This window comes from Kitasatospora sp. NPDC056327 (assembly GCF_042261735.1).
Taxonomy (GTDB): domain Bacteria; phylum Actinomycetota; class Actinomycetes; order Streptomycetales; family Streptomycetaceae; genus Kitasatospora.
In genome coordinates this window covers 1-13,501 of sequence record NZ_JBHJRC010000026.1, presented here as the reverse complement: position 1 = coordinate 13,501, position 13,501 = coordinate 1, and the positions used below count along the sequence as shown (strand labels likewise).

General features: G+C 74.5%; 11 protein-coding genes. 4 read left to right on the top strand and 7 right to left on the bottom strand.

All coding sequences use genetic code 11. The features are described 5' to 3' along the window. The first annotated feature begins 66 nt into the window (after nt 1-66). Nucleotides 67-270, top strand: a complete 204-nt coding sequence (locus tag ACFCX4_RS06530; protein WP_329883282.1) for a cold-shock protein — start codon at nt 67-69, stop codon at nt 268-270. Nucleotides 271-543: 273 nt separating this feature from the next. Here the strand turns inward: ACFCX4_RS06530 and ACFCX4_RS06525 are convergent, their stop codons facing one another. Further along, nucleotides 544-1,893: a dicarboxylate/amino acid:cation symporter gene (locus tag ACFCX4_RS06525; RefSeq protein WP_376139393.1), complete on the bottom strand. Its 1,350-nt coding sequence runs from the start codon at nt 1,891-1,893 to the stop codon at nt 544-546. A 412-nt stretch (nt 1,894-2,305) separates the two neighbouring features. On the opposite strand from ACFCX4_RS06525, the gene ACFCX4_RS06520 reads away from it, so the two are divergent. Further along, complete coding sequence (locus ACFCX4_RS06520) at nt 2,306-3,532, top strand: MFS transporter (RefSeq protein ID WP_376139391.1); 1,227 nt, start codon at nt 2,306-2,308, stop codon at nt 3,530-3,532. A 98-nt stretch (nt 3,533-3,630) separates the two neighbouring features. Here the strand turns inward: ACFCX4_RS06520 and ACFCX4_RS06515 are convergent, their stop codons facing one another. The 6 genes from ACFCX4_RS06515 to ACFCX4_RS06490 form a co-directional block, all read right to left on the bottom strand. Further along, a complete protein-coding gene (locus ACFCX4_RS06515) occupies nt 3,631-7,026 on the bottom strand; it encodes an SdrD B-like domain-containing protein (protein ID WP_376139390.1) in 3,396 nt (1,131 codons plus the stop codon). 163 nt (nt 7,027-7,189) lie between these two features. Beyond that, the gene (locus ACFCX4_RS06510; RefSeq protein ID WP_376139388.1) at nt 7,190-8,398 is read right to left on the bottom strand and encodes a substrate-binding domain-containing protein; all 1,209 of its coding nucleotides are present in this window, start codon (nt 8,396-8,398) and stop codon (nt 7,190-7,192) included. 11 nt (nt 8,399-8,409) lie between these two features. Next, nucleotides 8,410-8,775, bottom strand: coding sequence for a DUF4229 domain-containing protein (locus tag ACFCX4_RS06505; protein ID WP_376139387.1), 366 nt, complete (start codon nt 8,773-8,775; stop codon nt 8,410-8,412). A gap of 111 nt (nt 8,776-8,886) precedes the next feature. Continuing rightward, on the bottom strand, nt 8,887-9,414 hold the full coding sequence (locus ACFCX4_RS06500; RefSeq protein WP_376139386.1) for a GNAT family N-acetyltransferase: 528 nt from the start codon (nt 9,412-9,414) through the stop codon (nt 8,887-8,889). A gap of 22 nt (nt 9,415-9,436) precedes the next feature. Next, entirely contained in the window at nt 9,437-10,771 is a 1,335-nt protein-coding gene (locus ACFCX4_RS06495) for an MFS transporter (RefSeq protein ID WP_376139384.1), read from the bottom strand. A 498-nt stretch (nt 10,772-11,269) separates the two neighbouring features. After that, nucleotides 11,270-11,809 carry an ATP-binding protein gene (locus ACFCX4_RS06490; RefSeq protein WP_376139383.1) on the bottom strand — a complete coding sequence of 180 codons (540 nt, stop codon included), beginning with the start codon at nt 11,807-11,809 and terminating at the stop codon, nt 11,270-11,272. 577 nt (nt 11,810-12,386) lie between these two features. On the opposite strand from ACFCX4_RS06490, the gene ACFCX4_RS06485 reads away from it, so the two are divergent. Both ACFCX4_RS06485 and ACFCX4_RS06480 read left to right on the top strand, forming a co-directional pair. Continuing rightward, a complete protein-coding gene (locus ACFCX4_RS06485; protein ID WP_376139381.1) occupies nt 12,387-13,022 on the top strand; it encodes a sigma-70 family RNA polymerase sigma factor in 636 nt (211 codons plus the stop codon). Further along, nucleotides 13,019-13,501, top strand: a 483-nt coding sequence (locus ACFCX4_RS06480) for a zf-HC2 domain-containing protein (RefSeq protein ID WP_376139380.1), incomplete at its 3' end; no start/stop codon positions are given. The genes ACFCX4_RS06485 and ACFCX4_RS06480, both read left to right, overlap by 4 nt.

Here is a 13,501-nt window from a genome sequence, read left to right as displayed (position 1 = left end):
GATCAGCGCAGCGGACCGGGTGCCACACGGTGTGGTCCCCGACACGTCCCTCGCAAGGAGAACGGCATGGCTCAGGGAACCGTCAAGTGGTTCAACGCTGAGAAGGGCTTCGGCTTCATCGCCCAGGAGGGCGGCGGCCCCGACGTCTTCGTCCACTACTCCGCCATCAACGCGAGCGGTTTCCGCTCGCTGGAGGAGAACCAGGCGGTCAGCTTCGACGTCACCCAGGGCCCGAAGGGCCCGCAGGCGGAGAACGTCACCCTTATCTGACCATCCTCAATGATGATCTGATCGCTCGGGACCCGTTCGGGTCTGCCGACGGCCGCCGGCCGTCACCGTGAGCAGAAGAGCGCAGTACCCAAGGGGGCCCGCCGTTCCGGTGGGCCCCCTGCCTTGTGCCCCGGCGCGTCCGCGGTGCCGCACGCCCGTGTCGCACGCCGCTCCGCCTGCCTCGCGACGCCGCGGCGCTCCGCACCGCGCATGCGCGAGGGCCCTCCTCCCGTCCCGGGGAGGAGGGCCCTCGTGTGCCCGTGCGAGGGGGCGTCAGGCCGTCGCGGTGGCCGCGGGGCCGGCCTGGCCCGGGATCGCGGGCTTGGCCGGGGTCTCGTCGTAGAGGTCACCGGTGGGGTTGTTGTAGGCGACCAGGTCGAGGGTCTTCTCCCGGGCCGCGACCAGGACCGGCACCAGCGCCTGACCGGCGACGTTGGTCGCGGTGCGGACCATGTCGAGGATCGGGTCGATCGCCAGCAGCAGACCGACGCCCTCCAGCGGCAGACCCAGGGTGGAGAGGGTCAGCGTCAGCATGACGATCGCACCGGTGAGACCGGCCGTGGCGGCCGAGCCGATCACCGAGACGAAGGCGATCAGCAGGTAGTCCTTGATGCCGAGGTCGATGCCGTACACCTGGGCGACGAAGATCGCGGCCAGCGACGGGTAGATCGCGGCGCAGCCGTCCATCTTGGTGGTGGCGCCGAACGGGACGGCGAACGAGGCGTACTCGCCCGGGACGCCGAGGCGCTCGGTGACCCGGCGGGTGACCGGCAGGGTGCCGACCGACGAGCGGGAGACGAAGGCCAGCTGGATGGCGGGCCAGGCGCCCCGGAAGAAGTTGACCGGGTTGAGGCCGGCGGCGAACTTCAGCAGCAGCGAGTAGACGACGAACAGCACCAGCGCGCAACCGACGTAGACGTCGACGGTCAGCGTCGCGAAGGGCTCCAGCAGGTCCCAGCCGTACTTGGCGACGGACTTGCCGATGAGGCCGAGGGTGCCGAGCGGCGAGAGCCGGATGACCCACCAGAGCGCGGTCTGGACCAGTTCCAGCACCGACTCGCTGAGCTTGAGGACCGGCTCGGCCTTGGCGCCCAGCTTGATGATGGCGGCACCGGCCACGATCGCCAGGAAGACGATCTGCAGGACCTCGACCTCGGTGAACGCGGTCACGATGTTGGTCGGGAAGATCCCGGTGAGGAAGTCGATCCAGCTGCCGGTGGACTTCGGCGGCTTCAGGCCCTCGGTCTTGAGGTTGGTGCCCTCGCCCGGGTTGGTCAGCAGGCCGAGGCCGAGGCCGATGGCCACCGCGATCAGCGAGGTGATCGCGAACCAGAGCAGGGTGCGGACGGCCAGCCGGGCCGCGTTGGTGACGTTGCGCAGGTTCGCCACGCTGACCAGGATCGCGGTGAAGACCAGCGGCGGGACGGCGAGCTTCAGCAGCTGGACGAAGATCCGGCCGATCGTCTCAAGCGTGGTGGCCAGCCAGGATATGTCGGCCGCGCGGGCCAGGTAGCCGAGGCCGATGCCGAGCACGAGACCGGCGACGATCTGGGCCCAGAACGGGGTCCTGCGGATTCTGCTGAGCACGGACGGCGACGAGGTCGCCTCGGGCGCTGTGGACATGACGGTGCGGCTCCGGGGGAGGCGTTGCTGATGGTGGGGGGCGAGGACGGCGGCACGGCGCTCGGGCCGGACGGGAAGGGACCGGCCCCGGTCAGGGGCGTGCCGCCTGAATACAGCTCGTGGCGCGACAACGGCGCGGGCTGTCCACAGCACCGGACAGACAGCACCCGCGGGCGGCGTCGGGCTGGTGGCCCGGGCCGAGCGGCGGACGTGCGTCTGAGGTGGTCACGGCCGATACGTTAGCAGTAAAGGTTTGAGATGTTCAAAGTAGTTGTTTGAGTTCCGGACACGGACGACCCCTGCCACATCTGACGATCCGTTACCGGGCCCGATTGACCGCCTGATGGTTATACGTATAACTTGGCTGCACACCCCGTCCGTCCCCCCATGCCCAGACCGGAGAATCCCGCCCATGGGCTACCTCGCCCTGCTCCGCGCCCCGCACGTCGGCCGCCTGCTCCTCGGCACCCTGCTGGGCCGCCTCCCGGCCGGCATGACCGCCCTGGTGATCGCCCTCGCCCTGCGCGAGGCGGGCGCGCCGTACAGCAGGATCGGGCTTGCCACCGCCGCCTACGCGATCGCGGCGGCCGTCGGCGGACCGGTGCTCGGCCGGATCGTGGACCGCACCGGGCAGCCGCGCGTCCTGCTCGTCTCCGCGGTGGTGGCCGGCGGCGGGTACGCCCTGCTGGCGCTGGCACCCGGCTCGCCGGTCGCCGCCCCGCTCGGCGCCGCGATCGCCGGTCTGGCGATGCCCCCGCTCGAACCCTGCCTGCGCTCGCTCTGGCCGGACGTCGTCGAGGAGGAGCAGCTGGACACCGCGTACGCCTTCGACTCCGCCGCGCAGCAGATCCTCTACGTCGCCGGCCCGCTCGCGGTGGCCGGCCTCGCGGGCACGGCCGGCCCGGTCGCGGCGCTCTGGGTGGCGGCCGGACTCGGCCTGGCCGGGGCGCTCGTGGTCGCCACCACCGCGCCGGCCCGGGCCTGGCAGGCCCCGCCCCGGGCCCACTCGGCGGGCCTGCTCGGTCCCCTCCGCTCCCCCGGTCTGGTCCTGCTGCTGGTCGGCCTGGCCGGCGCCGGCTGGGCGGTCGGCGCGCAGAACGTGCTGTTCATCGCCTACGCCGACGCCCGTGCGGCGGACGCCCCGCCCGGCGGCGCGGGCACCCTGCTGGCCCTGGCGGCGCTCGGCGGCCTGCTCGGCGCGCTCGCCTACGGCGCGGTGCCGTGGCGCAGCTCGACGGCCACCCGTACCTGGCTGATGGCGCTCGGCATGGCCGTGAGCTACCTGCCGCTGGTGCTGGTCCCCGGGCCGGCCGCGATGGCCGGGGCCGCCTTCCTCTCCGGGATCGCCCTCGCCCCGCTGCTGGCGGCGGCGTTCGTGCTGGTCGCCGAGCTGGCCCCGGCCGGCACCGTGACCGAGGCCTTCGCCTGGCTGGTCACCCTCTTCGCGACCGGGAACTCCCTGGGCTACGCGGTCTCGGGGCACCTCGCGGAGGGGTCGCTGCGCTCCGTGGCGCTCTGCGCGGCGGGCGGGATCGGCCTCGGCGGGGTGCTGCTGTTCGGCGCCCGCCGCTGGTTCCGGCCGGCCGCCGCACCGGACGGGGCGCGGCCGCTGCCCGCCGAACCGGTGCCGGCGGGCTGACGCCCGCGGCACCCCTCGGAGGTGGCTGCGCCCGTCGGGCCGGTGGTCCGGCCGACGGGCGCGGTCACTTCGTCATTCCGTCATCCGGATTCCCCGTCTCAGCCGTGGCGGCCCCGGCTTCCCCGGGCGACCAGGGCGAGCAGCAGACCGGCTCCGAGTGTCACGGCTCCGAGGAGCCCCAGCAGGGTGCCCGTCCCGCCGCCGGTCTCCGGCAGCCCGCTGCCGTGGCCCGGCGAGTGCGTCGGCTGGTGCGGGTGGGTCGGCCCCGGGTGGTGCGACGTCGGGTGGTGCGACGGCGTGTGGCTCGGTGACGGCGTCGGCGCGGGCGGGGAGGTCGACGCGCTGGGTGACGGCGTCACCGTCGGGGTCGGGGTGACCGTCGGCGACGGCGAAGGCGTCACGGTCGGCGAAGGCGAAGGCGAAGGCGACGGAGAGGCAGAGGGAGACGGCGAGGGAGACGGGGAAGGCGAGGGCGACGGCGACGGCTCCGGCGGCAGCACCAGCCCCATGTCCAGCCCCAGATCCTCCACCCCGCCGGCCAGGGTGACGGTCTGCGTCACCCCGGTCGCCTGATCCGCGTCCGAGTCCAGCGCCCGGTCCGTCCCGGCCGCCCGCTTGGTGACCGTGGCGTCCTTCGGCAACGTGGCGAGGTCGAACCGCACCGCGTAGACGCCGTCCGGCAGCCGCTCGAACCGGTAGTGCCCGGTCGCGTCGGTCACCGTCGAGACCGGGTTGCCGTCCTTGTCCCGGATCACCCGGCCCTCACCGTCCAGCAGTTCGACCCTTACGCCCGGTACCCCGGGCTCGCCGGCCTGCTGGACGCCGTCCCCGTCGAGGTCGTTCCAGACGAAGTCGCCGAGCACGTTGGACGGCGGGGCGGCCTGCTCGATGCCGACCCCGACCTTGGCGGGCTCGGCCGGCAGCAGCTGACGGCCGGAGGCGTCGGTGGCGGTGTAGCCGAAGCTGTTCCAGGCGAACTCGTCCGGCCCGGCGTCGAACGAGGCCACCATCGGCCAGGTGAGCGTGAACAGCTCCCCGGGCGCCAGCGTGCCGGGCCGGTGGATCCGGAACCAGGTCACGGTGCCCGGGCCGGGGAAGGCGGCGCTCCACTGCGCGTCGATGTCGCACGGGCCGGGCACCGCGAACCCGCCCGGCAGGCAGGGGTCGGGGGCGGTGGTGTACTCGATCACCACGGTCGGGTCGCTGGAGGTGAGCGGCTCGACCAGCGAGGGCCGCCAGGCCGAGTTGCGCGGGACGTCCTGCCGCAGCACGTAGGAGTCGCCCGGGGTGGGCAGCCGGTCGTACGCGAGGAACTCCGTGACCGGGTCGGCGGAGTCGTTGCGGACGGTCAACCGGTAGGAGATCCCGCCGCCGGGGCGGGTGGTGCCGGTGGCGGTGTACTCCGGGTCGAGGTCGCCCCGGACCTCCTTGTACGAGCGCAACACGGCCGGCACCTGCACCTCGACCGGCGAGGAGGCCCGGCACACGGTCTCGGCGGTGTCGCCGTCCTTGTCGATGTCCTGGGCGTCCGCCTCCCCGCTGTCGCTGCCGAAGTAGAAGCAGGCGGTCGGGGCGCCGGAGCCCTCGGCGGTCACGAAGACGTCGTTGGTGAGCGTGCCGGGCCTGGCGCTGCCGGCCACCTGGACGTCGATCAGCGTCCGGTAGGCCAGGTGGTCGTTCAGGTACATCATGTCGGGGGCGCCGGCGGGCCAGATCATCCTGAGCAGCTGACGGCCGTCGGGACCGGGCAGCACGGTGACGGACTGCGGGGCGACCGCCTCGGGGTAGGACGGGTCCTTGCGGGCGCTGCCGTCGACGTAGACCATGCCGGGCGGCAGCAGGTCGTACAGGACGAGCGGGCGGTCCAGCACCCGGCCGGTGCGGTTGTACGGGGTGACCTGGAAGGTGGCCGTGCCGCCCGGGGAGAGCACGGCGCCGGCGACGGTGGTCTTGGCGGCGCCCAGGTTGGTGGCGGCGGTGACGGTGTTGTCGGCGCACTCGGTGGCCGCCGCGGTGTCGCCGCCGGCACCGGTGCCGACCGCGTCCAGGCAGTTGTGCAGCGGCACCGGGGCCGGGCGGCCGTCGTGGCCGGGGGTGACCACCTGGGCGAGCACCTGGACGGAGTTGCCGGGGCTCCAGCCGCCGGGGATCGGACCGGTCCAGCCGAACCGCAGGCCGTCCAGGTGGCGGCCGGCCGGCAGGCCGATCACGTCGTCGGCCGGATCCCCGGCGCCCTCCGCGAAGGTGATCCGGCGGCTGGCGGAACCGTTCAGCGGGTCGGCGGGGGTGAAGGGGAGCCAGGCGGGATCGCCGTCCAGCCGGTACTCCAGCGCCAGCGTGATCGAGGTGGGGTTCCACGCCTCCAGCTGGATGGACTGCGGGATCAGCCAGTTGTACAGGTCCGGGGTGGTGCCGGTGCCCGGGTCGGTCATCACCAGGCCGGTGACCGGGTCCGCGTTGTTGGAGACCCGCAGGCTGAAGGAGGCGAGGTCGCCGGAGACCGTGGCCTCCTGCCACACCTTGGAGGCGCCGATCTGCACACCGGTGACCGGCGGCTGGAAGGTCGGGGTCTCGGCGGTGTCGGTGGACAGGTCGCGCTGCGGGTCGGGGCCGAGCGGATCGCCCTGGAGCGTCACCGTGTTGGTGGAGGTGGTGCCGCTGGGGAAGGCCGGGTCGGGGTAGTCCACCACCAGGACGCCGGGGATCCGGCAGCCGGCCTGCCCTCCGGCGGCCCGGAACTCGCCGATGTCGTAGACCCAGGTGGTGGAGCCCGCCGGGTCGTTGACCCAGCCGGGCGAGCGGCTCGTGTCGACGACGGCGCCGGGCGGCAGCGTGTCGACCAGGCGGCTGCCGTCCAGGTCGACGTTGGGCACGTTGGCGGTGGAGCAGGCGCTGAACTGGTAGGTGACCGAGCGGCCGTCCTGGCTGCTGGTCTGCACGCCCTTGGTCGTGGTGTAGCCCGGCTGGACCACGGCGGTGGTGTCGGCGCCGTCGGTCTGCGGCGGCTCGCCGTCGGCGGTGAGGGTGGCCGAGTTGCTGCTCCGGGTGCCGTTGGGGGTGCTGAAGTTGGGGTACCGCATCACCACGTTGATGGAGGCGGTGGTGCCCGGGGTGAGGGTCAGCAGCTCGGCGGTGAGGGTGCCGCCCACGGTGCCGGCCGGGGGCACGGTGGAGTTGGGGACGTCGACCGTGGAGGCGTCCGGGGTCCAGCCGACGAACTCCATCCCGGCCGGGAGGACGTCGGTGATCCGCCCGTTGACGCAGTCGCTCACCGAGCAGGTGTACCGCAGGGTGTAGGTGACGTTCTCGCCCGGCGCCGGGGTCGGCTTGTCCACCGTCTTGGTGAAGCTGACGGCGGCCTCGGCGGGCGGCGCGGTGAGGGTACCGGTGAGCAGGGTGCCGCCGACCAGGCCGAGCGCGGCGGCCAGGCGCGGCAGGCGGGACGGCCGGGAGGGCCGTGGGGGTCGTGGGGGTCGTGGTCGTGACGTCCGCATAGGCGGAATCTCATCGTCCGTTAATCCGCCCGCCCCTCCGCCGCGAGCCGGTGCGACGGTCTTTCACCCGCCCGGTGGAGCCCGGACGGAGGAACGCGGCCCGCAGGACGGCCGAACGCCCCGCACCCCTCCCTCCACCGGTGGCGCCTGCGAAGGAGAGGCCCTAGAGGACCCGGGCCGTGGAGGAACGCCGCACCAGCGCGGTGGCGAGCGGCGGCACCGGCGCGACCGCCTCACCGCGCAGCAGCCCGGCGAGCGCCGCGACCCCGGCCCGGCCCAGCTCCTCGCCGGGCAGGTCGACGGTGGTGAGCGGCGGGGCGAGCAGCGCGGCCACCGGGACGTTGTCGATGCCGACCACCGAGAGGTCGGCGGGCACCCGCAGTCCGCGCTCGGCGGCGGCCTGGTAGACGCCGGAGGCGACCACGTCGTCGTCGCAGATCACCGCGTGCGGCCGGTCCGGGCGCTCCAGCAGCCGGTGGGCCACCTCGCGCGCGGCAGGCTGGCCCTCGTTCAGGCTGACACCGAGTTCGACCACCTCCAGGCCGAGCTCCCGGACCGTCTCCTCGAAGGCCGCCTGCCGGACCCGGAAGGTGTACGCGGCGTGCGTCGAGCGCAGCCGGCCGATCCGGCGGTGGCCCAGATCCGCGAGGTGCTCGACGGCGGCCCGCATGCCGCCGGCCACGTCCAGTTCGACGGTGGGCCGGGCCCGGTCGGTACCGGGGTCGGCGTCCAGGAAGACGACGGGGGTGTCGGCGGGCAGGTCGCCGAGCTGGCTGTCGTCCGGGGAGCAGATCAGCAGGCCGTCGAAGCGGCTGGTGGTGGCGGCCTCGGCGAGCGTCGCGCTCCCCCAGCCGGAGCTGACCACCACGGCCAGGCCGTGCCGGCCGGCCTCCTCGTGGACGCCCTCCAGGACCCGGCCGAAGAACGGGCCGAGGATGTTCGGCACGGCCAGCAGGATCATGCCGCTGCGGCCGAGCCGCAACTGCCGGCCGGCCGCCTGCGGACGGTAGCCGAGGCCGCGGGCGGCCTCCCGGACCCGTTCCCGGGTGGCCTCGGAGACCCGGCGGCCGGCCTCGGAGCCGGAGAACACCAGGGAGACGGTGGCCTGCGAGACCCCGGCGAGCCGGGCCACGTCCCGGCCGGTGGGGCGGCGGACCGGGGCCGGCCAGGTCCCGGCCGCGGGCCGCTCGGGGCCGGGCTCCGACGGGGCCCGGCCGGGTGCGCCGCGGTCCGGTGCGTCCTGGTCGGACTCGTCGTGGTCGGGTACGGCCCGGGCCGGCGGGGTCCGGACCGGTGCGATCGGGTCCGAGGGGGTCCGGTCCGAGCGGGTCCGGGCGGGCGGGGTCCGGTCCGGTGAGGCGTGCTCCGGCACTGCGGCGCGGGTCAGTTCTGCGGAGCCGGGGCGGTGGAACCGGCGGCGGCCCTGGCGGCCGCGGCGTCGACCGCGGCGTCCTCCTCCGCGTTCTGCGCGGCGATCTTCGAGGCCGTCCGGGCCCGGATGCCGTCGACCCTGCCGGAGATCGCGGCGGACATCTCGTCGCGCTGCCGGCTGAGCAGCACGTAGCTGAGCGGCGCCGAGGCGACGGCGGCCAGCAGGAAGAGGAAGATGACGCCGGTCTCGCCGGAGACCGGGATCACCTGGAAGTGTCCGAGGGTCAGCGCGACCAGCAGGCAGACGAGGAAGACGGAGACCCGCATCGAGGTGTAGCGGAGCGTGGCGTGCGACTTCTTGCTCACTTTGCTGCTCACCGGGGACACATCCTTCACTGCGCTGGGGACCGGGCCGGTCTCCCAGTGAAGCATGCCCGACGCGCCCGGCGGGGAACGGGTCCCACCGGGCACCGCACCGCCCCCGCGCGATCAGCGCAGGTCGAGCCACATGGTGACGTCGTCGCGGTCGTCCCCGGGTGCGACCCGGATGGCGCCGGGCACCCGCCCGACCTCGGTGTAGCCGCTGCGGGCGTAGAACGACTCCAGGCCGAGCCCGCCCCGCACCTGGAGCTTCAGACCGTCCAGGCCCCAGGTCCGTGCCGTGCGCTCGGCCTCGGCCAGCAGCGCCGCACCGTGGCCCCGCCCCTGGAGGTCGGGGTGGACCATGACCTTGGAGACCAGCCGCCAGTGGTCCATCGGCCCGAACCGCATCGACTCCATGAGCAGCAGCGCGGCCAGTCGGCCGGTCGCGGTCTCCCGGGCGATCAGCAGCCGGTCCGGCCCGGCCGGCGCAATCCCGGCGAACTGCTTCTCCCCGGCGGCCCGCACCTCCTCCTCGGTCACCCGGTGGACGAAGCCGATGGCCCCGCCCGCGTTGCTGGCGGCCGTCCACAGGCCGGTGATCTCGGCGTGCAGTCCGGGGCCGGGGGCCGGGTCGATGGTGAAGGTCAACGTCATGGGCCCGGAGCCTAACCGGCGATCATGACAGGACGGGGGCCGTCCGGTCCGCCGCGGCCGTCGACCGCAGGGCCAGGCAGAGCAGCACGGCGACGGCGCAGAGCCCGCCGGCCGCGTACCAGGCGAGGTCGTAGTCGCCGAGCGCGTCCCGGGCGAAGCCGGCCAGGCCGGCCACCGCGGCGGCGCCCACCTGGTGGCAGGCCAGCACCCAGCCGAAGACGATGGGCGCGTCCTCCCCGAAGTGGCGGCGGCAGAGCGCGACGGTCGGCGGCACGGTGGCGACCCAGTCCAGCCCGTAGAAGATCACGAACGCCAGGATCGGCGGCTCCAGCGAGCCCGCGAACAGCTGCGGCAGCACCAGCAGCGAGAGCCCGCGCAGCGCGTAGTAGACGACCAGCAGCCGCCCGGCGTCGAAGCGGTCGGTGAACCAGCCGCTGGCGACGGTGCCGATCACGTCGAACACCCCGATCAGCGCGAGCAGGCTCGCCGCCGTGGTGACCGGCAGGCCGTGGTCGTGGGCGGCCGGGATGAAGTGGGTGCCGACCAGCCCGGCGGTGGTCGCGCCGCAGATCGCGAAGGAGGTGGCCAGCAGCCAGAACGCCCGGGTGCGGGAGACGCTCCGGAGCACCCGCAGCGAGCGGGCCAGCGCCCCGCCGCCGGTCGCGGGGACCGGCGGCGCCTCGGTCGCGCCGTACGGGAACAGGCCCAGGTCGGCGGGCCGTTCGCGCATCAGCAGCAGCACCGGGACGGCCACCGCGGTGGCCGCCAGCGAGACCACCACGACGGCCGAGCGCCAGCCGTGCTGCTCGACCAGCCAGGCGCCGAGCGGCAGGAAGACCAGGTTGCCCGCCGCTCCGGCGGCCGTCAGCACTCCGGTGACCAGCCCCTGCCGGGCCCGGAACCAGCGCCCGGTGATCGTGGTGGCGAACGCGCCGGCCATCGATCCGCTGCCGAGACCGACCAGCACGCCCCAGCAGAGCACCAGTTGCCAGGGCTGGCGCATCAGCATGGTGAGCCCCGCGCCGACCGAGATCGTCAGCAGCGCGCAGACCACCACGAGCCGGACGCCGAACCGGTCCATCAGCGCGGCGGCGAAGGGCGCGGTGAGGCCGTAGAGGGTGAGGTTGACCGAGGTGGCGCTGGATATGGTGCCCATCGACCAGCCGAACTCGGTGTGCAGCGCGTCCATCATCAGGCTCGGCGCGGACCGGAATCCGGCCGAGCCGAGCAGCACCAGCAGGGCCACGCCGGCGACGACCCAGGCGTAGTGCACCCGCGGCGCGCGGGAGGGCCCGGGGTGCGCGGCGGCCGGACCGGCGGGAGCGGTGGGACCGGTGGGGCGGTCGGTTTCGTTCACCCGGCCGATTTTCCCGACGGGGTCCGGGCACGACGAGGGGCGGGACTGCCGACTTCCGTCGGATTCGGGCCAACCGGGGGCGGGAAACGGACGACCGGAACCGGGGGTTCACCGCGCGGGCCGGGTGGCCGAAAAACACCGCCCGCGGCGGGTGGATCGGACGGCGGCGGGCCGCACGCACCCCGAGCACGGCACGGCCGGCCGCCATCCGATCCCCGAACACGGGCCCTGAACCCGTGCCACGCCCTCCGCACTCGCCGAGGAGCCAGCGCACGACCGTCCGGAGCTGCGGCCCCCCTGCTGACGTGATCCCCCTGGACAGCAGCACCGCAGTGGCGTTCGGGTGTTCCCTCGGCGTCCCCTCGCGACGGAGCGCTGCACCCAAGAGTGATCACCCGGATACGTCACGTCAATGGGTTGTCCGAAATTCGGAATGGTTGCGTCAACTTTCGGCCCGGCGATCACCACGGGCCGGACGTGCCGTCAGGACACCGGTGCCTACTGGGCGAGCGCGGCCCAGTCGACGGCGGTGAGCGGGTCCGCCGGGCGGGCGTCCGGGCTGATCTCGCACCAGACCCGCTTGCCCGAGCCGTCGGGGTACCACCCCCAGCGGTCGCAGAGCAGTTCGACCAGTTCGAGACCGCGGCCGTTGGTGGCGTCGACGTCCGCCCCGGCGTGCCGGGGGGCGGGGGCGGCCTGGCTGGCGTCGGCGACCTCGACCCGCAGCGGGCCGACCGTCGCCGCCTCGCGCACCGCGCCGCACCCCGGTCCGCCCGGGGATCCGGCGACGTCCGGCACACCGGCCGGGGCGCCGCCCCGCAGGTCGCCCAGCGGGAAGCAGAGCCGCAGCACGGCCGGACGGCCGGTGTGCACCACGGCGTTGGTGACCAGCTCGGAGACCACCAGCACCACCGTCTCGGCGATCGGCGCGTCCGGGTCCACCCCGTGGTTGAGCAGCCGCGAGCGGACCCACCGGCGGGCCCGGCCGACCTCGGCGGGATCCGCCTGCACCGCAAGCTGTACCTGAAGAACCTGCACCGCTCCACCACCCGCACTCGCAGTTCGGCCACCGTCACGGCCGGGCCCTGGTCGCCCGACCGGCCCGGGCACGCACCGGGCCGCCCTCCGTCGGGCCGCCGCCCACCGGATCACCGCACGTCGCACCCGGTCCGGTGCGCCCGCGCCACCTCGTCCGTCGCGCACTGGCCGCGACTCGAATACGCCTCAGGATGATTCGGCGGGCGGGCCCCAGCAAGCGCTTCGGGCATATTCCAGCGATCGGGGGACGGGGCAGGGCATACTGTCCCGTTCACTCCGGCGAGCCTCGGACCGGCGATCGGCGGGCCCTCGCGGACCGGCCCGCGTCCCGGCCCGGGGCGCAGAGGCGAACCTACCGCCGTCCGTCCCCCCTGCCGCACCCGCCACTCGCGAACCACCCCTGCGACATATGTCCAGCCACCGTCGAACAGCGCAACCGCAGGATCGACGGCAGATCCCACCATCCGACGATCCGAAGCCCCCGCCTCCGTTCTTCACGGAATCCCGCCGCCCGCCGAACCGCGCGGGTTACCGTGGGACGCGTCAGCGGTCGGTCCGGCAGGAGAGGTGGTGACCGGTGGCCACCACCGACGACGCCCCGCGCCGGGACGAGCAGCTGCAACGGCGCCTGGCCCGCGGCGAGGAGACCGCCCTCGGCGAGCTCTACGACCAACTCGCCCCGATGGTCCACGGTTTGGCGGGCCGGATACTCGCCGACCAGAGCGCCGCGGCGCAACTCACCCGGGAGATATTCGCGCACGTCTGGGAGCACCCCGAGGCCTTCGACCCGGCCCGCGGCTCGCTCCGCTCCTGGCTGGGCGCGCTGACCCACCGCCGTGCCGTGGACCGGCTGCGGGCCCGCCGCGCCGAGGAGACGGGCTTCGCCGTCGAGGCCGAGGACGAGATCCGCACGGTGGCCACCGCGGCCCGGGTCCAGTACGTGGTCGCCGCCCTGCCGCAGCCGCTGCGTGAGACCATCGCGGAGTCCTACTACGACGGCCGCACCTACCAGGAGACGGCCCGTCGGCTGGGGATCAGCGAGCACGCCGCCAAGCAGCGGATGCGGCAGGGCCTGGAACTGCTCGCCGGCGAACTGGAGCAGGAGCGCGCCCGGCACCGGAGCCCCGCCCCGGCGGGCGGGCAGTGCCCGGACCGCCGGCCGGCGGAACGGCCGGACGACGACGGACGGCGGAAGGAGGGCGGGGGGACGTGACGATCACCGACGAGCAGCACGAGGCCCTGCGCTCGCTGCTCGGTGCCTGGGCGCTCGGCGCCGTCCGGCCCGGCGAGGCCACCGCCCTCGAAACCCACCTGACCGGCTGCCCACCGTGCGCCGAGGAGGCCGAGCGGCTGCGCGAAGCGGCCGGCTGGCTCTCCGTCGAGGAGCCGCTGGACCAGCCCGGCGCGCTGCGCCAGCAGGTGCTCGACTGGTGCCTGGCCCGCCGCCCCGCCGAACTGCCCGTCCCGCCCTGGGGCGTGCCGTACACCGCGGAGACCGCCAAGCTCGACGCCCTGCTGCGCGACCTCGGCCCGGAGGAGTGGCAGGAGGTCGCCGAACTGCCCTGGCACGGCGGCACCGAGTACCTGCGCCCGGCCGAGGTGCTCTGCCACCTCGCCGCCGTGGACGGCTACCTGGCCGTCGCCCTCGGCCTGCCCGACCCGGTGCCGGGCTCCCCGGCGCCGGGTCGGGCA

Excerpts from the sequence above, each read along its gene's own strand:
- ACFCX4_RS06500 (WP_376139386.1), bottom strand. The coding sequence starts at position 9,414 with ATGACGTTGACCTTCACCATCGACCCGGCCCCCGGCCCCGGACTGCAC.
- ACFCX4_RS06525 (WP_376139393.1), bottom strand. The coding sequence starts at position 1,893 with ATGTCCACAGCGCCCGAGGCGACCTCGTCGCCGTCCGTGCTCAGCAGA.
- ACFCX4_RS06520 (WP_376139391.1), top strand. The coding sequence starts at position 2,306 with ATGGGCTACCTCGCCCTGCTCCGCGCCCCGCACGTCGGCCGCCTGCTC.
- ACFCX4_RS06515 (WP_376139390.1), bottom strand. The coding sequence starts at position 7,026 with ATGCGGACGTCACGACCACGACCCCCACGACCCCCACGGCCCTCCCGG.
- ACFCX4_RS06530 (WP_329883282.1), top strand. The coding sequence starts at position 67 with ATGGCTCAGGGAACCGTCAAGTGGTTCAACGCTGAGAAGGGCTTCGGC.